Here is a 16,531-nt window from a genome sequence, read left to right as displayed (position 1 = left end):
GTTATATTCGACCATGCGCTTCATCCATGTGGCTGCGGCGGTCGCGATGGCCATCGCCGTATTGCTCGTCACACCGGTCGTATTGGTGGCGGGGTCTGCTCACGCTGACAATGGCATCGAAGGCTACGCGCGTTGCATCGGCGGCGGTGCGCAGCCACCACCGCCCGGGGTGCGCCCAGAGAACTGGTTTCCCAGCGTCCACGTGATCGAGACGGACGTGGATGGCGCCGTGCCGCCCGCCCAAATCGTCGAGCGACTAGTGGACATGGGAGTCAACCGGCCCGATGCCGTGCGGCAGGTGCAGTGTTTTCTCGCCTACGAACCGCGTGGGTAACGAGCCCGGCTGACGCGCGAGGGCGACGGGGATCGCCGCGACTCTGCCGCGTCGGGTCGGCAGAATCGCTGGGGTCCATCCGCCCACGCCCGCTCGAGGTCATCTGAGGAAAGATGGACGCATGACCGATGCCGCCTGGAGCCTGTATGCAGAAGAGGTCGACAACGTCGACGGCTGGTTCTTTGAGGCCGACGTCAAGCTTTTCAGCAAGCTGCTCGCGTCCCAGACGGCCGAGGGCATCACGGGAGACATGCTCGAGATCGGCGCATATCAGGGCAAGTCCGCCATCCTGCTCGGCTACGGTCTGCGCGACGATGAAGAGCTGGTGATCTGCGACCTGTTCGACGCCGTCATGGAGCACGCGGACATGTCGCTGATCCCACGCCAGCAGTATTCGGGCCTGGACCAGCAGCAGTTCCTCGCCAATTGGGATCGATTCCACGCTCGCCGGCCCACGCTCGAAGTCTGCGAGTCATCACGGCTCGACCTCGGAGAACGGGCACTGCGCTTCGTCCACATCGACGGCTGCCACAGCTACCGGTGCGTCGCGAACGACATTGCCCTCGCCGTGACTCACACGGCCAAACGGGGCGTGATCGCGATAGACGACTATCGAGGTGTCGAAACTCCCGGCGTCGCTGCGGCGGTATGGCAGGCGGTGGGCAACGGCCGTTTGTTCCCGTTCGCGGCGACCTACATGAAGATCTACGCCTGCACGTCGCCCGCTGATCAAAGTTTCTGGTCGGAGCGGGTCCAAGATTGTGCGGACATCTGCGCCCTGCCCGATTTCGAGTTGCCGTCGTATCGCAGCGTCTCCGAGAGCCAGATTGAACCCTCGGTCGCCAAGCCCTGACAGGTGCTGAGATCAGTCCCCGTCTCGCGGCGCACGTTGGTCGGCCACCGCGCCGCGAGCGGCCGCATCTTCCAACACCTGGGCGGCGACGGCGGCGCTTTGGGCGGGCGGGGTCATCTGCGCGGCGACCTCTCGGGTCCGAGTGACGTAGTCCGTGTTGAGGATGGACCGCAGATCCGCGACGAGAGACTCCAGGGTGGTGTCGAGGAAGCGCCGCCCAATTCCGACTCCGAGTTGGTTGACCGCACTTGCCCACATCGGCTGATCGACCGATACGGCCAGAGCCAGTGTGGGAACTCCGGCCCGTATCCCGGCGAACGTTGTGCCGGGCCCCCCGTGGTGAACGACCGCGCGACAAGCCGGAAACACAGCCGCGTGGTTCACCGCGCTCACCACCTTGACGTCGACGGAATCCGGTTGCGCCGTCAAATCACTCACGCCGCTGCAAATCAACGCCCGCTCGCCGAGCTGCGCGCACGCCGCGGTGATCATCGCGGTGACGTCGGTGGGAGACGCGACCCGTGCGCTGCTGCCGAAGCCGAAGTAGATCGGTGGGGTTCCCGCGTCAATCCACGACGAGACGTCGTCGTCGACCTCCGTCGGCAACTCGAGGGTCAGCCCGCCGACGAAAGGCCGTTGGGCGGCGCAGTCGGCCCATTCGGCTCCTAACTCCGGAAAGAAGAATTCGTCATAGGCTTGGATCTCGAGCGGTCGCCGCGCCGAGGGCCTCGTTCCGGGAAGGCCGAGCGCCCTGCGTTGGGCCTCCTCAGCCTCTTTGGTGATCGACGAACCCGAATGGTCCGGCGGGATCGGGTAGATGTGCACCGCGGCGTGTGGAATGTCGAAATATTCCGCAACATTCGCGGCGAGTCCCTGTTCGCCCGCGTCCGTCAACAGAAGGTCCGCGCCCTCAGCCAGGGAGACGAGTGCCGTACCCAACTGCGGCCAGAGTTGTTTTATATCGTTGAGAATTTCCCAGGCCATGAGGACGGGGGGCGGCGTGGTCCCGTATTTGCGGACGATCTCCGCATTCTGCTGCACTTGGTCGCGGCCGTGGGCGACCGCGGTTAGCCCTGCCGACTCGATGAAACCAATGTAGTTGGGCGGAACCGCCATAACCACGTGATGGCCTCTGCGCGCGAGCTCCCGGCCGATGGCGGCGCAAGGCTCGATATCACCCCGAGTTCCCAAGGTCGCCAACACGAACTTCATCGCTGGAACTTCACTCGGGGCGATCGGTGGACGTCGGGCGGGCCGCACTGTGTGCGCTCTCGCCGATGATGCTTTTGAAGTAGTCGATGGTCCGCGCGACCCCCTCGTCGAACGGGACTTTCGGGTGCCAGCCGAGCTCTGACTCGGCGAAGGCGATGTCGGGCTTGCGCTTCCGTGGGTCGTCCGGCGGCAATGGCTCGAAGACGGTCGCCGAGGCGGATCCGGTCATTTCCGTGATGATGCGCGCGGTTTCGAGGACGGTGAGTTCGACCGGGCTACCGAGGTTGACGGGTCCGGTGAAAGAGGGCTGGCTCGCCGCCATCTCAACGATCCCGTCGATGAGATCGTCGACATAACAGAAGGAACGCGTCTGAGTGCCGTCGCCGAAGACGGTGAGCGGCTGTCCCCGTAGTGCCTGGACGATGAACGTTGAGATGATCCGCCCGTCCTCCGGGTCCATCCTTGGGCCGTAGGTATTGAAGATGCGGACGACCTTGATTCGGACACCGTAGCGACGCGCGTATTCGAGCATCAGCGTCTCCGCGACGCGCTTGCCCTCTTCGTAGCAGCCTCGCGCGCCGAAGCAATTGACGTTGCCCCAGTAGCTTTCGGCCTGCGGATGAACTGTCGGATCGCCGTAGACCTCACTGGTGGAAGCTTGAAGGATGGTCGCGCCGGTTTCGCGCGCCAGCTCCAGGAGGTTCCTGGTTCCGACGTAATTGGTCTCCAGGGTAAACAGGGGATCCCGCTGGTAGGCGCGCGGCGATCCGGGGCAGGCCAGGTTGAAGATGACGTCTAGCGGGCCCGCCAGGGCCGTGCCTATCGGCCGGTTGATATCACGCTCAACGAAACTGAAGCCGGGGTCTTCCTCGAGCTGGGCCAGGTTCTCGCGCCTGCCGGTACAGAAGTTGTCCAGCCCGACAACCTCGGTGCCGTCGCGGCGAAGCCGGTCGCAAAGGTGGGACCCCAAGAACCCCGCGGCGCCGGCAACAAGGGCTCTCACTTTCGATCTCCTCGATTAGGCCGGTGCCGTAGTGCTCCAGACCGTCGGCCCGCACAGGGGCTCAGGGGCATAGGTCTTCGGCAATCGAACATCACGTAGCTTTGCATGACCGGCGGAGCTCGCTGGACCACGGCCGCCAGAACCGTCTCCGCCCGCCTAGGCATTTATAGGTGCATCGGACCGAAGTTGCACGCCCAGCTTTCCGGCCTCTTCCCGCCGCCGGCAGCCTCGCAGGTCCTAACATTGATGGGCGAGGGTCATCGCTGTCGACCCTGCGGGTCATCAAGGCGCCGAACCGAGGAGAAGTATCCGTGCATCAGTCGCTTTCATCCCTGTCGGCCACACGAGGGCTGCTTTTTGCCTTCTCAGTTGTCGTTGCTTCGGTTCTGATGCCGGGGGCGCTTGCGACCGCCCGGGCCGACGCGATCGGATTCCCGCCGGACTGGCCTTACTACGAGATGCAGACCGAACAGACGATGTGCCGCGCCATGGCGGACGGTTGGTCACGCGCCCAGATCGTCGGCGCGATGCAACAGGCGAACAACCAGGGCGTGACCGGGCTCAACCCGGATCAGGCCGCCAAGCGCGCCAACATGTGGGTCGATCTAGGCAGGATCAAGTACTGCCCTGGCGCCAGCGCCCCGTAGTCCCCGGCGGATCGTGCGGCTAACAAAGGGCCGCGGAAAACCATCCGCCGGCGACCAGCGCGATCACGAGGGCGGCGGTGGCGTGCCCCGTCGACGCCGCGACGACGACGCCGGTGATCGCGGCGATCAGGGCCGTGACCACCACCAGGGCCAGCAATATCCGATGTGAATGCACCGCTCCGCTAGCGCGGGGTGCAACGACTACGTACTTGCCCGAGCCGTGGGGTGCGGCCATAGAAAGAAGCTCCCATCCATCGCGTTTGTGACCTCGGATACTAAGAAAGCACAAATGTGCTATGCATCACAACCGGACGCGATGAAGTGGCTCGGCTTTTTCGCCCTTCGTTACCCCTCCGGGTCAGGCGCCCACCGCGGTCGGGGCGCATCCGGCCGGCGGGTCGACCGTGCGGCCGCCAGCGCCGCGGTGCGCTCGCCGTTGACCGCGGTCAGCGGCGGGGGCTGGCCCTTGCGCAGCGTCGCGATCAATTCTCGGTAAGGGCCGATGAGGTAGGCGGTGTCACCGGCTTTCAGGCGGGCGTCGCGACGCGGGCGCAACCTGACCGGCCCTTCCGGCCGGATGATCGCGATGACGCGGGTCTGAGTCGACAGATCGACCATCCGCAGCCCGTCGAGCTCGCTGCCGGCCGCTACCAGCATTCCGCCGACCATGAAGGAGCGCTGACCAACCCAGAATGTGCCGAGCACCTGCAACCCCATCGCCGCCCCGATGAACCACGGCGCCGCCAGGTCGACTATTGACCGCACGTTCTCGAAACCGAACCGCCGGTGCACCGCGGTGCCGAGCGCACGGCCTTGTACGCGCATGACGATGGGCACCTTCGTGTCGGATCCCAGCATCTCGAGCAGCACGATCCCGGTCTCGATGTTTTCCATGTCGTCCTGCGTCACCAGCGCCACCCCGCGGGCGCGCTCGACGCGCGCCGACTCCAACGTTTGGCGCATGGTCGGATCCCCGAAAATCACCGGCACATCGAGTTCGGCCACGGTCGGCAGGTAGCGGTTGTTCTCGTCCGGCTCGATGACCAGGACGTCGTATCCGGCCGCCGCCAGGTCACCGACGACCCGGACGCCGATGGAACCCAGCCCGACGACGACGACGTGGTCGTGCATGTGGCGTGCGCGCCGCAGTCCGGCGCTTTGGACGAAGCGGCGCGACAGCAGGAGGTCGGCAAGGAACGCGACGAGGATGGCGGTGACGCTCGCGCCCCCGAACATCAACAAGACGCCGAACAGCCGCAGCGAGTTGGATTGCTGGGCGAAGCTGAAGTCGCCGTAACCGACGGTCGTGATCGTTTCCGAAGCGAAGTAGAGCGCGTCGATCCACGACATCCGCGGGTTGTGATAGGCGAAGTGCACCACGGCCGTCGACCCGAGAGTGAGGAACAGCGCGAACGCCAGCGAGGGGAAGAGCATCGGGTTCACCTCGTGGCGGATGGCGCGCGCCGCATCGACGACCCGCCGCACCGGATTGTGGCGAGCGCGCTTCGCGGTCGAGGGGGGCAAGGTGATGCCGCGTGCTTCCAATTCGTCCTTCACGCCGATCATCGAGGTCCAGTCGCCGGCGTATACCCGCAAGTCTCGCCCGGGGCATGGCATCACCTCGCCGGGAGTGGGTGAATTCTTGCCGTGGACCACCGCCACCGGTGCGAGGTCGGCGTAGATCTCCCGAAGCGTCGCGTTGTAGGGCGCCTCGGATCCCCAAACGACGAATTCGATACCGGCCGCGTCGAACTGGTGGGCGTTGCGCGATAGGACGGCCTCGACGATCGAGGGCGCCGCGAGGTCGGCGACGTCCAAGATCGCGCCGGGACCGTTGACGGTGACCACCGCTTCACGCAGGACATCGTTGGCCAGCCGGGCCACCACCCGGACGTTCGGACTGAATTCCCTTGCCAGCAAAGCGATTTCGAGATTGACTGCGTCGTTGGGGCCCGCACACACGACTGCACGCGCGCGATGCACCCCGGCGCCGAGGAGGTCGGCTGCGGTGTTGATCTTGACGATTCGCGCGCCCGCGCCCCGCAACTCCTCGGCGATGGTTTTCGACAGCGCGTCGTCACCGCTGACGATGATTTCGCGGTGAAACTGAAAGAGTTCGCCCATCGCGCGGGGCTTCGTTCGCTTCTTAAGCGGGTCGATCGCCACGGCGGGTCGCCGGACGACCGCCGCTTGTGTTGCGTGGCATGACTACTCCTACTTCTCCTGCAGCTGCGTGGTCCCTATGACTATCGGACAACGCGCACAGATGTGCCACCGGAACCCGGCCGCGCGGTGCAATCAAAGCCCTGTCTTTCTGTGACGCAACAGATTCGACTCGCGGTGGTGACGCGGGCGAAATAGTTGGGGCGTAGAAAGCGGTCGCACGCCACTGCCGACGACAAAGCTAAGGAGCGTTGCGTGTCCGAGACGACGCCCGACGATATTTTCAAGCTCGTCAAGGACGAGAACATTGAGTACGTCGACGTCCGCTTCTGTGACTTGCCAGGCACCATGCAGCACTTCACAATTCCGATCTACGCCTTCGATCAAGGCGTATTCGAGGAAGGACTGGCCTTCGACGGCTCCTCGATCCGCGGGTTTCAATCGATCCACGAGTCCGACATGGTGTTGCTGCCCGATCCGGAGACCGCGACCATCGACCCGTTCCGTGCCCGCAAGACGCTGAACGTGAACTTCTTCGTGCACGACCCGTACACGCTGGAGGTGTACTCGCGCGACCCGCGCAACATCGCCCGCAAGGCCGAGAACTATCTGATCAGTTCCGGCATCGCGGACGCCGCCTACTTCGGCCCGGAGGCCGAGTTCTACATCTTCGACTCGGTCAGCTTCGAGTCGAGCATCAACGAATCGTTCTACAAGGTCGACGCGGCGTCCGGGTGGTGGAACACCGGACAGGATGCCGGCGCGGACGGAAGCCCCAACCTCGGCTACAAGGTCCGGCCCAAGGGCGGGTATTTCCCGGTGGCCCCCACCGATCACTACGTCGATCTGCGCGACGAGATCCTCACCCACCTGACCAACGCCGGTTACGCCCTGGAGAAGGGCCACCATGAAGTCGGCAGCGGCGGCCAAGCCGAGATCAACTACAAGTTCAATACGTTGCTGCACGCGGCCGACGATCACCAGATGTACAAGTACATCGTCAAGCAGACCGCGTGGCAGGCCGGCAAGACCGTAACTTTCATGCCAAAGCCGTTGTTCGGCGACAACGGTTCGGGTATGCACTGCCACCAGTCGCTGTGGAAGGACGGCGTGCCGCTGATGTATGACGCGGGGGGATACGCCGGCCTGTCCGATACCGCCCGCCACTACATCGGGGGCCTGCTGTACCACGCCCCGTCGTTGCTGGCCTTCACGAACCCGACCGTGAACTCCTACAAGCGTCTGGTTCCCGGCTTCGAGGCGCCGATCAATCTGGTCTACAGCCAACGCAATCGGTCGGCGTGCGTGCGCATCCCGATCACCGGCGACAATCCGAAGGCCAAGCGGCTGGAATTCCGTTGCCCCGACTCGTCGGGCAACCCGTATCTCTCCTTCGCGGCCCAGCTGATGGCGGGGTTGGACGGCATAAAGAACAAGATCGAGCCGCCTCCGCCGGTCGACAAGGACCTCTACGAACTGCCGCCGGAGGAGGCCGCGGAGATCCCGCAGGCGCCCACGCAGCTGTCCGCGGTGATCGACCGTCTCGAGGAAGACAGCGAATACCTGACTGAGGGCGGGGTCTTCACGCCCGACGTCATCGCGACGTGGATCAACTACAAGCGCACCTACGAGATCGCGCCGCTCAACCTCCGACCGACCCCGTACGAATTCGCCCTCTACTACGACGTATGAGGTAGTTCGCTCTCAGCGCAGTTAGCCGCGCCGACGACCCGGGTACCCGTTCGTCCATGGGGTGGGGGCAATCGCATGCTGTGGCAATCTTGTCGGCGTTACTTTCTGCCTTCTGGGCCGCCGTGGGCATCGTCGTCCGCCAGCGCGCCGCACAGGATGTTCCCGCAGATCAGGGCATGTCGGGGACGATGGTGACGACCATGGTCCGGCGACCGCTGTGGTGGGCGGGCCTGGTCGCCGCCGTTGCCGGCTACGTGTTCCAGGCCGTCGCGCTGGCCCACGGGTCCCTGCTGCTGGTCCAGCCGCTGCTGGTTTCTTCGCTGCTGTTCGCGCTGCCGTTGGGCGCGCGCCTGTGCGACCAGCGCATCAGCGCGGTCCAATGGGGTTGGGCGACGCTGTTGACCGGCGCGCTGGCGGCCTTCGTGCTCGTCGGTCAGCCCCGGGAGGGCGATGGCCGTCCGCCGATACCGGCGTGGACGTTGACGTTGCTGGTGACGGTGCCGCTGCTGGTCGTCTGCGTGATGGCGGCGGGCCGCGCCATCGGCCGCGCGCGGGCGATGCTGCTCGCGGTGGCCGTGGCGGTGCTGCTCGGCATGATCGCCGTGTTGACGAAGATCTGCACCCACCGTTTCGCCGTCGGTGGTTGGCACGGGCTGCTGACGGTCCCAGCCCCGTACATCCTGGTCGGCCTGGCCGTGGCGGTGACGGTGGTGCAGAACTCGGCGTTCCACGCCGGCGCGTTGCAGGCGTCGGTGCCGATCATGTTGGTGGGCGAGCCCGTGGTCGCGGTGCTGCTCGGCGTCGCCGTGCTGGGTGAACACCTCGCGGTGGGCGGCTCGACGGCGGTGGCGCTGTTGGTCGCGGTCTCGGCGATGGCGGCCTCCGCCGTCGCGCTGAGCCGGAGCCAGGCGATCGAGGTCGAGAGCTATCCGGCCGAGCAGCCGTCGCTGGCGGGCGCCAGCGGCAAACGGAACTGGGAGCTATGAGTCGGTGTCCAACAACCGCAGCGGGTGCAGCCCGTCGACGGCGCCCACGAACGGCGGGTGAACGCTGTAGCCCAACATGCGGCGAATATCGTCGGAAACCGCCCGGGCGGTCTCGCGCGATATCGACAAGGTGAAGGCTTCCATCGGCCGCAGCCAGGGTTGGCAGTACTGGGCGGTGACGGCGAGACGGTCGCGGTCGGTGCTGTTGGCGCCCCCGCCGTGCCAGAGCGTGCCCACGAAGAAGACGCACGAGCCGGCGGGCATCACGACGGGCACGGCCTGATCGTCCGGGCCGGGCCGGCGCTTGCCCCAGCGGTGGCTGCCGGGGTGAAGGACGGTGGCGCCGTTGTCGGCGGTGAAATCGTCGATCGCCCAGATCGTCGCCGCCGCCAGGGGTTCGCGGGGACGCGGAATCGGGTAGAAGCCATCGTCGTGATGAGCCAGCTGCGCGGCCTCTCCCGGCTGAATGTTGATGGCCTGCAAGGCCGAAAGCAAGTAGTTGGGCATCAGCAGCCGATCGAGCACCGCCAGCACGCGCGGATTGTCGACGATGCCATCGCACACGCGGGTTCTGCTGAGCAGGCTGTAGATGCGCTGGGTGCGCCGGCCTTCGAAGGAATTGCGCCCGGTGTGCCCGAGCCAGGGCCGCGTGACCTCGCGGATCTCCTGGCATTGCTCGGGGGTGAGGAGGTCGTGCCAGATGACGTAGCCGTCGCGGTCGATAGCCGCCATGTCGGCGTCGACAACCGCGCTGTCGACCGAACTTCCGCGGGTCGGTGTCCGCTTGTACCGCTGCGCGAGGTCGCCCCTGAGGTCTTCCAGCGTCGTGACGGAGTCGTCGGTATCCATTGGCACTCGCCCTTCGTCCCGGTCCAGATTAAGCCCGGTACGCCTCAACTCAACCCCTCAACCCGGTGATGAACCGCTGCACGCTTCGGGTCAGCGATCGCGGGACGTGGTCGGGGTCCATCAGCTCGTTCTCCGCCAGCGGGCCCGCCTCATCGGCCACCGTGTCCTCGGTGAACGGCTGCAACGTCTTGCCCGCTCCGCGCAGGGCTTCGATGGCCTCGAGTACCGACCGGCGTTGGCGCCTCACGTCGTCGAACTCGCCGACCGACACGCCCAGGTGTTCGGCCATTAATTGGCTTCGCAGAGTTGCGATTTGGGCGCGCACACGGTCCTCTTCGGGACTCGCCGGTTCCGCCTCGATGGCCAGGTCGCACTCGCTGTCGAATCCCATCGATCGATTGTTGAGATTCGATGAGCCGATGCGCAGGAACCGGTCGTCCACGACGACCACCTTCGAGTGAACGTAGATCGGCGTCCCGCCGTCCGTCACCGGCCAGTAGATGCCCAGCCTCCGATGCTTGTCGGCGGCCCACAGCACCTGGATGAGCCGGTGACGTGCGGAATCCATCGTCCCCCGCTCGAGGGGGTTGTTGCCCCGGCGGGCGATGACGATGACGACCTCCGGCCCGCCGTCTTCCTTCAGCCGCGTGGCCAGCGCGTCGACGATGCGCCGGGACGCCAGATACTGGTTCTCCAGATAGATCGAGTTCCGTGCCGCCGCGATGGCCGCCAAGTTGAGCGCCTCGACCTGCCGGGTCTCGGGGCGACGGCCAAGTTCCGGCAAAGTCAGAGCGATTCCCACGTCGACGCCGCGCAGCGCCGGCTTGAGTTTGCTGGGCCAGGCGGTGTGCTTGGCGGTGACCGGTTGCAAGGACTGCTTGGTCGCCGTCTGCCACCGCTGAAGCGCCTGCTCGCCGAGTGCCCGCGCGGCCGCACCGTCGACCGCCGCGGCGACGTCGTGCCGCGGCCCATAGCCGCGTCCCAATGTCCGGCGGACGGAACCGTCATGGTCGTGCGCGCGCGTGTCCCATCGGTCAATCGTGAGATCGATCCCGCCGCAGAAGGCCACGGAATCGTCGACGGCCACGATCTTCTGGTGATGGACGGAGCCGGTTGGGTGGGCCCCGTCGATCGCGAAGTGGATTCTCCTGCTGCTGATCTGGTTCACCAGCGCCACCGGAGTCAGTCCGAACCAGATGCCGTCGAAGGCCGGCAGCAGCCGCAAATTGGACTTCAACAGGTAGATCTCGAGCGCGGGTCGCTTCCAGAGCATCCAATAGAGAAAGGCGCCCAGCTGATTCGGACCGGGGAGGGTCTTGACGCCCCGCTCGAACGTCGTCCTGGCGTCGAAATCCCAACCGATCAGCACGATCCGGTGCCGGGCCCGCAACATCGCCGTCTTGACATGCTTGAAGTAATCGGCCGCGTCGATGATGTAGCCGAACCGGTCGGCGGGCTCCAGACGCCAGCACGTTCGTCCGGGGATCAACAATCGATCGTCGCTCACGTCGACGCCCTCAACGAGGTTGACGGCTCGGCGCGGGCATAAGCCTTGTGTACCACACCGGAGGCTGTGGGAAATGTTTGCTTAGTGGGGTGGACCAGGCCGCTACCTGACCGCCAGCCACCACCTTCACGACCAGCGCGGTGACCGCTACTGTCCCCAGCACATCGGGTTCCGAACACCGAGTCGCCGCCACGCCCGACCGACGCCGGGATGTTCCCCTGGATTGGCGTTCCCGCCCCCGGTGCGGCATAAGGCAAGGCCCGGCGTTCGCAACTCGGCTGGCACGAGGCGGCCCGGCCCGCCAAGATTGACTAGATGTGGCCTGACTGGTGGATGATCGCGCTGGGCCTGCTGAGCGCGTTCGTGGTGATCTGGCTGGTCCTCGCCGCCACCTTCTGGCTGCTGCGGCCCAAGGCCAAGTTGCAGGACCTGGTGCGCTTGTTGCCCGACGTGCTTCGGCTGCTCAAGCGCCTGGCCGCCGACCGCGAACTGCCGCGGCGGATCCGGGTCGTCCTGGTCGCGCTGATCGCCTTCGTCGTGTCGCCCATCGATTTAATACCGGACGCCATCCCGGTGATCGGATTCGCCGACGACGTGGTCATTGTCGGCCTGGTGCTGCGCTGGATCAGCCGCGTCGCGGGACCCGATGCGCTGGCCAGGCACTGGCCCGGCACACCCGACGGCCTCGCCACCCTGTGCTGGCTGTGCGGCCTGCCCGATCCCGCGCTGGAGTGACCATGGATCTACTTCGGCGCACCATGCGATACCGGGGGCGATGCCATACCCGTGTATCGGATTCGCATGGGCCGCTTTTCACCCCGACGAGGCTCGACAGATTCAGGCCCCGGTAGAGGCGGTGTTCCCCGCGGGAGCCCAGTCGCCCCCGCATGCCCCGCCCCATGACCGCCGGTTGCGGTGAACCCGTGCGCAAAGGCGCGGTTTGCTCTTAGGCTGCCGGGCATGTCAATCGACCGAGCGGCACTTCTGGCGGGCAGTATCCGACTCACCTCCGGCGTATGGTTCCTCGTCGACCCCTTGAGCGCGAACCGATTCTGGGGAGATCCGGAGGAACCGACGCCGACGGCGCGACTGTTGTTGCGGTCCATGGGGTATCGCGACGCGTTGATCGGTGCGCTGCTCGCCGCGGCGGCGCTGCGCGGCAAGAACACCCGCGGCTGGTTCCTGGCGTCGGGCGGTGCCGACGCGGCGGACCTGCTCGGCGGCTTGAGCGTCCACCAGGAGCTGAGGCCGTCGCAACGCATCATCGGCCTGGGTGGCGCCGTCGCCGGCATCGGCGTGGGCCTTTGGGGCGCCGCGCGCCGGACCCCGCGGGCGAGCGACGAACCCGCGCCATGACGCCCGAGCGGGCCGGCGCGCATTTGCTGGCTTAGCGCGCGGTGCGACCGTACGCTCAACTGGTGCCGGAAACAGCGTATGCCAACTGCGGCGACCTGAGCCTCGCGTACCAAGTCTTCGGCGACGGCCCGGTTGAGCTGGTGTTCGCCGGTTCTTTCGTCAGCCACGTCGAGATGTTCTGGACGGTGCCGCAATTCGAAACGTTCATGAACCGGTTCTCCGGCTTCTGTCGGGTGCTGCTGTTCGACAAGGCCGGGGTGGGCCTCTCCGATCCGGTTCCGAAAGTGCGCACGTTGGAGGATCGTGCGGCCGAGATCGAGGCGGTCATGGACGCCGCCGGATTCAACGAAGCGGTGCTGTTCGGGGCGAGCGAGGGCGGCCCTGCCGCGATGCTGTTCGCGGCCACCCGTCCGGAGCGGACGCGGGCGCTGATCGTCACCGGCGCTTCCTCGTTCTCCGGGTGGGGAACGTGGGACGACATGGAGGGCGACCCGGCCGCGCTGCGCGAAACGATGGCCCCTCTTCTGGGCGACGCCTACACGCCGTCGGTGGATCAGGTCGCCAGGTTCCAGGCGTTCGGCCGGGCGATTCGCTCGTCGTGGGGCAGCGGTGAAGCGCTCCGGGCGCTGTTGCCCTCGATCCGGTCGACACGACAGCTCGCGATGCTGGAACGCATGAGTGCGAGCCCCGGAATGGCCCGCGCCACAATGGAATCCGCGTTCCTGATCGACATCAGGCCGATCCTGCCGACGATCAGCGCGCCGACCCTGGTCATCCACGCCAAGGGAGATCTGGTCCCGGTGCAGTTCGGCCGGTACATCGCCGAGCACATCCCCAACGCGCGCATCATCGAAGTGGACGGCAACGACCACGTGCCCTGGCTCACCGATCCCGACCGCATCACGCCGATGATCGAGGAGTTCCTGACCGGCGGCCACGGCGCACCGTCGCAATCACAGCGCGCCCTGCGCACCGTGCTGTTCACCGACATCGTCGCCTCGACCGAACGGGCGGCCGCGGATGGCGACGAGCGATGGCGCGCGGTGCTGCAACGGTTCGGCGAAATCACCGCCCAAACGACCGAACGCTTCGGCGGCAAGGTGGTCAAGAGCACCGGCGACGGGCACCTCACCACCTTCGACGGCCCGACCCAGGCGATCCGCTGCGCCGAGGCCTTGCACGACGAGGCCGAGAAGCTGGGCATCGAGATCCGGGCGGGCATCCACACGGGGGAGTGCGAACTGCTCGGAACGGACATCGGGGGCATTGCGGTGCACATCGCGGCGCGCATCCTGGCGATGGCCGGGGCCGGCGAAATCCTCGTCTCCAGCACGGTCCGCGACCTGGTCGTCGGCTCGGGCACCCAATTCGACGACCGCGGCGGGGTACAACTGCGGGGGGTGCCGGGCACTTGGCAGATCCTCGCGGTCGATCGGCACGGCGCGGGCGCGCCGTCGCGCGCCGTGCAGCTGGCCGCGGCGCCCACGCCCGGACCCCGGACGGCGATGCGCCGGTCGGACCGAGCCGTCGCCGTGATGGCGAAGCGCACCCCCTGGGTCCTGCGCGGCATGGCGCGTTTGGTGCCCGTCACCAACCGTGGCCAGGCGGTCGCCGGAACGAGTTAGATGCGGTTGACTGGTCGCCATGGGCTTAGGCGTATTGACATTCGTAACGGATGAGGGCATCGGCCCGGGCGAGCTGGGGCAGGCGCTGGAACAGCGTGGATTCGAGTCGCTGTTCCTCGCCGAGCACTCCCACATCCCGGCGGGCGACGTCACCCCGTATCCGGCGGGCGGTCCCATCCCGCCGAAGTACTACCGCACCCTGGATCCGTTTGTGGCGCTGACCGCGGCGGCTGCCGCCACCGAGCGGCTGCTGCTGGGCACCGGCATCGCGCTGGTTCCCCAGCGCGATCCGATTCACACGGCCAAAGAGGTGGCGTCGCTGGATCTGGTGTCGCGGGGCCGGTTCCGGTTCGGTGTGGGCGTGGGCTGGTTGCGCGAGGAACTCGCCAACCACGGGGTCGACCCGTCCGTTCGCGGACGGGTGGTCGACGAGCGACTGGACGCGATGATCGAGATCTGGACGCACGAAAAGGCGGAATTCCACGGCGAATTCGTCAACTTCGGGCCCATCTACAGTTGGCCCAAGCCGGTGCAGAAGCCTTATCCGCCGCTGTACTTGGGCGGCGGACCCGCCGGATTCAAACGCATCGCCCGGCTGCAAGCGGGCTGGCTGTCGATGACCCCGTCGGCGGACGTCTTGGCCCCGCACTTGGAGCAACTGCGTGACCTGGCCGGTCCGGACGTGCCGGTCATCAGTTTCCATGGCGGCGCGCCGACGGCCGAAGAACTCGAGGGTTACCGCGCTCTCGGTTTGCAGCACCTGCTGGTGGAACTGCCCACCGAGCCGCGCGACGAGACTCTTCGCCGCCTCGACGAGCTGCGGGACGAGTCCGCCAAGTTGGCGTAAGGCTAAGTGCCGCAGAAGGTTTGGTACTTGCCGAAATCCTCCGGGGCCGCACTGGCGTAGCGTTGCAGGCCCGGCCGTTCGTCATAGGGGGAGGTCACCGCGGCGAGGAGCGCCTCGAGGGGGCCCAGATCACCCGCAGTCGCGGCCGTCAGCGCTTCCTCCACCAGGTGGTTGCGCGGAATGTAGATCGGGTTGACCCGGTCCATGACGTCGGCATCCGGTCGCAGCGCTTGCCAGCGCGACAGCCACGCGTCGAAGCCGGCGAGGTCGACGAACAAGCCGCGCGCGGGCTCGGCGTCGCCTCGCGCCGCCCGGCCGAGCTGGCGAAAAAACGAGGTGTAGTCGACGTGGCTGTTCTTGAGCAGGGCGAGCAACTCGTCGACCAGGGCCGCCGAGACGGTGGCCTCGACGTCGGGCAGGCCGAGTTTCGCGCGCATCCCGGACGACCACACCGCGTCGTACTCCCGCTGGAAGACCCCGAACGACGTCTCCGCGAGGGCTACCGCCTGCTCGACATCGTCGGATAGCAGCGGAAGCAGCGTCTCGGCGAACCGGGCAAGGTTCCAGCCGGCGACGACGGGCTGGTTGGCGTACGCATAACGCCCCCAAAAATCGATGGAGCTGAAGACCGTGTCGGGATCGTAGGCCTCCATGAAGGCGCACGGCCCGTAGTCGATCGTCTCGCCGGAGATCGTCATGTTGTCGGTGTTCATCACGCCGTGGACGAACCCGATCAGCATCCATCGCGCGACGAGCGACGCCTGGACGGCGACCACCCCCTCGAACAACGCGAGGTAGGGCCGTTCGGCGTGCGCGGCGCCGGGATGGTGGCGGGCGATCGCGTGGTCGGCGAGGCGCCGCAGCAGGTCGATGTCCCCGGTGGAGGCGGCGAACTGGAAGCTGCCGACGCGCAGGTGGCTGCTGGCCACCCGCGTCAGGACTGCCCCGGGGAGCTCGGCCTCGCGCAGGACCGGGCGGCCGGTGCCGACGACGGCCAACGATCGCGTTGTCGGCACCCCGAGCGCGTGCATCGCCTCGCTGACGATGTACTCGCGCAGCATCGGACCCACGGCCGCCAGGCCGTCGCCGCCTCGCGCGAACGGTGTCGGCCCGGAGCCCTTCAGGTGGACGTCGCGCAGGCGCCCCTCGCCGTCGGCGAGCTCGCCGAGCAGCAGGGCGCGGCCGTCGCCCAGGCGGGGGACAAAGCCGCCGAACTGATGGCCGGCGTAGGCCTGGGCAACCGGAACGGCGTCGCTGGGGAGCAGGTCGCCCACCAAGAAGCGCAACCCATCTGGGCTTCGCAGCCACGCGGCGTCGAGGCCGAGTTCCGCCGCGAGCGGCTCGTTGAGGGCGAGCAACCGCGGCGCTGCCGGCGGCTCCGCCTGCCAGCGGACGGCCATCTCCGGCAGTGCGCGAAAGAACCGGTCCTGCAGGGCAACGGTCATGTCCGGGGCGAC

16 protein-coding genes are annotated in these 16,531 nt (G+C 66.8%); 9 read left to right on the top strand and 7 right to left on the bottom strand.

Going from position 1 to position 16,531, the window contains the following annotated elements; all coding sequences use genetic code 11:
- Nucleotides 1–13 precede the first annotated feature (13 nt).
- Both ACEL92_RS20095 and ACEL92_RS20090 read left to right on the top strand, forming a co-directional pair.
- Nucleotides 14–334: a hypothetical protein gene (locus tag ACEL92_RS20095; RefSeq protein WP_374022419.1), complete on the top strand. Its 321-nt coding sequence runs from the start codon at nt 14–16 to the stop codon at nt 332–334.
- 121 nt (nt 335–455) lie between these two features.
- On the top strand, nt 456–1,187 hold the full coding sequence (locus tag ACEL92_RS20090) for a class I SAM-dependent methyltransferase (RefSeq protein WP_374022418.1): 732 nt from the start codon (nt 456–458) through the stop codon (nt 1,185–1,187).
- A 12-nt stretch (nt 1,188–1,199) separates the two neighbouring features.
- On the opposite strand, the gene ACEL92_RS20085 is transcribed toward ACEL92_RS20090, so the two are convergent.
- Together ACEL92_RS20085 and ACEL92_RS20080 are read right to left on the bottom strand one after the other, a co-directional pair.
- On the bottom strand, nt 1,200–2,399 hold the full coding sequence (locus ACEL92_RS20085; RefSeq protein ID WP_374022417.1) for a glycosyltransferase: 1,200 nt from the start codon (nt 2,397–2,399) through the stop codon (nt 1,200–1,202).
- Nucleotides 2,400–2,409: 10 nt separating this feature from the next.
- On the bottom strand, nt 2,410–3,402 hold the full coding sequence (locus tag ACEL92_RS20080; RefSeq protein ID WP_374022416.1) for a UDP-glucuronic acid decarboxylase family protein: 993 nt from the start codon (nt 3,400–3,402) through the stop codon (nt 2,410–2,412).
- 389 nt (nt 3,403–3,791) lie between these two features.
- On the opposite strand from ACEL92_RS20080, the gene ACEL92_RS20075 reads away from it, so the two are divergent.
- Nucleotides 3,792–4,049 (top strand): hypothetical protein, encoded by a 258-nt coding sequence (locus ACEL92_RS20075; protein WP_374022415.1) that lies wholly within the window; start codon nt 3,792–3,794, stop codon nt 4,047–4,049.
- A 19-nt stretch (nt 4,050–4,068) separates the two neighbouring features.
- Here the strand turns inward: ACEL92_RS20075 and ACEL92_RS20070 are convergent, their stop codons facing one another.
- Nucleotides 4,069–4,284: a hypothetical protein gene (locus ACEL92_RS20070; RefSeq protein ID WP_374022414.1), complete on the bottom strand. Its 216-nt coding sequence runs from the start codon at nt 4,282–4,284 to the stop codon at nt 4,069–4,071.
- Nucleotides 4,285–4,394: 110 nt separating this feature from the next.
- Nucleotides 4,395–6,173, bottom strand: a complete 1,779-nt coding sequence (locus tag ACEL92_RS20065) for an NAD-binding protein (RefSeq protein WP_374022413.1) — start codon at nt 6,171–6,173, stop codon at nt 4,395–4,397.
- A gap of 294 nt (nt 6,174–6,467) precedes the next feature.
- Here ACEL92_RS20065 and glnA point away from each other — a divergent pair, with 294 nt between their 5' ends.
- Both glnA and ACEL92_RS20055 read left to right on the top strand, forming a co-directional pair.
- Nucleotides 6,468–7,904, top strand: coding sequence for a type I glutamate--ammonia ligase (glnA, locus tag ACEL92_RS20060; RefSeq protein WP_374022412.1), 1,437 nt, complete (start codon nt 6,468–6,470; stop codon nt 7,902–7,904).
- Nucleotides 7,905–7,984: 80 nt separating this feature from the next.
- Entirely contained in the window at nt 7,985–8,890 is a 906-nt protein-coding gene (locus ACEL92_RS20055; RefSeq protein ID WP_374022411.1) for a DMT family transporter, read from the top strand.
- On the opposite strand, the gene ACEL92_RS20050 is transcribed toward ACEL92_RS20055, so the two are convergent.
- The gene (locus ACEL92_RS20050; RefSeq protein ID WP_374022410.1) at nt 8,885–9,739 is read right to left on the bottom strand and encodes a phytanoyl-CoA dioxygenase family protein; all 855 of its coding nucleotides are present in this window, start codon (nt 9,737–9,739) and stop codon (nt 8,885–8,887) included. The genes ACEL92_RS20055 and ACEL92_RS20050 overlap by 6 nt on opposite strands.
- Nucleotides 9,740–9,788: 49 nt before the next feature.
- The gene (locus ACEL92_RS20045) at nt 9,789–11,246 is read right to left on the bottom strand and encodes a phospholipase D-like domain-containing protein (protein WP_374022409.1); all 1,458 of its coding nucleotides are present in this window, start codon (nt 11,244–11,246) and stop codon (nt 9,789–9,791) included.
- 315 nt (nt 11,247–11,561) lie between these two features.
- On the opposite strand from ACEL92_RS20045, the gene ACEL92_RS20040 reads away from it, so the two are divergent.
- The 4 genes from ACEL92_RS20040 to ACEL92_RS20025 all read left to right on the top strand — a co-directional run bounded on the left by ACEL92_RS20040 (nt 11,562) and on the right by ACEL92_RS20025 (nt 15,074).
- Nucleotides 11,562–11,981, top strand: a complete 420-nt coding sequence (locus ACEL92_RS20040; RefSeq protein ID WP_374022408.1) for a YkvA family protein — start codon at nt 11,562–11,564, stop codon at nt 11,979–11,981.
- Nucleotides 11,982–12,206: 225 nt separating this feature from the next.
- Nucleotides 12,207–12,602 (top strand): DUF4267 domain-containing protein, encoded by a 396-nt coding sequence (locus tag ACEL92_RS20035; RefSeq protein ID WP_374022407.1) that lies wholly within the window; start codon nt 12,207–12,209, stop codon nt 12,600–12,602.
- Between the two features lie 62 nt (nt 12,603–12,664).
- Nucleotides 12,665–14,227, top strand: coding sequence for an adenylate/guanylate cyclase domain-containing protein (locus tag ACEL92_RS20030; RefSeq protein WP_374022406.1), 1,563 nt, complete (start codon nt 12,665–12,667; stop codon nt 14,225–14,227).
- A gap of 19 nt (nt 14,228–14,246) precedes the next feature.
- Entirely contained in the window at nt 14,247–15,074 is an 828-nt protein-coding gene (locus ACEL92_RS20025) for an LLM class F420-dependent oxidoreductase (protein ID WP_374022405.1), read from the top strand.
- A gap of 2 nt (nt 15,075–15,076) precedes the next feature.
- Here ACEL92_RS20025 and ACEL92_RS20020 read toward each other — a convergent pair whose 3' ends face one another.
- Nucleotides 15,077–16,519, bottom strand: coding sequence for a YdiU family protein (locus tag ACEL92_RS20020; RefSeq protein ID WP_374026298.1), 1,443 nt, complete (start codon nt 16,517–16,519; stop codon nt 15,077–15,079).
- Between the last annotated feature and the right edge of the window lie 12 nt (nt 16,520–16,531).

This window comes from Mycobacterium hainanense (assembly GCF_041890355.1).
Lineage (GTDB): Bacteria > Actinomycetota > Actinomycetes > Mycobacteriales > Mycobacteriaceae > Mycobacterium > Mycobacterium hainanense.
This window is presented reverse-complemented; position numbering and strand designations above follow the sequence as displayed.

Coding starts and splice junctions, on each gene's coding strand:
- ACEL92_RS20095 (WP_374022419.1), top strand. CDS start 14: ATGCGCTTCATCCATGTGGCTGCGGCGGTCGCGATGGCCATCGCCGTA.
- ACEL92_RS20090 (WP_374022418.1), top strand. CDS start 456: ATGACCGATGCCGCCTGGAGCCTGTATGCAGAAGAGGTCGACAACGTC.
- ACEL92_RS20085 (WP_374022417.1), bottom strand. CDS start 2,399: ATGAAGTTCGTGTTGGCGACCTTGGGAACTCGGGGTGATATCGAGCCT.
- ACEL92_RS20075 (WP_374022415.1), top strand. CDS start 3,792: ATGCCGGGGGCGCTTGCGACCGCCCGGGCCGACGCGATCGGATTCCCG.
- ACEL92_RS20070 (WP_374022414.1), bottom strand. CDS start 4,284: ATGGCCGCACCCCACGGCTCGGGCAAGTACGTAGTCGTTGCACCCCGC.
- ACEL92_RS20065 (WP_374022413.1), bottom strand. CDS start 6,173: ATGGGCGAACTCTTTCAGTTTCACCGCGAAATCATCGTCAGCGGTGAC.
- ACEL92_RS20050 (WP_374022410.1), bottom strand. CDS start 9,739: ATGGATACCGACGACTCCGTCACGACGCTGGAAGACCTCAGGGGCGAC.
- ACEL92_RS20040 (WP_374022408.1), top strand. CDS start 11,562: ATGTGGCCTGACTGGTGGATGATCGCGCTGGGCCTGCTGAGCGCGTTC.
- ACEL92_RS20035 (WP_374022407.1), top strand. CDS start 12,207: ATGTCAATCGACCGAGCGGCACTTCTGGCGGGCAGTATCCGACTCACC.
- ACEL92_RS20025 (WP_374022405.1), top strand. CDS start 14,247: ATGGGCTTAGGCGTATTGACATTCGTAACGGATGAGGGCATCGGCCCG.
- ACEL92_RS20020 (WP_374026298.1), bottom strand. CDS start 16,519: ATGACCGTTGCCCTGCAGGACCGGTTCTTTCGCGCACTGCCGGAGATG.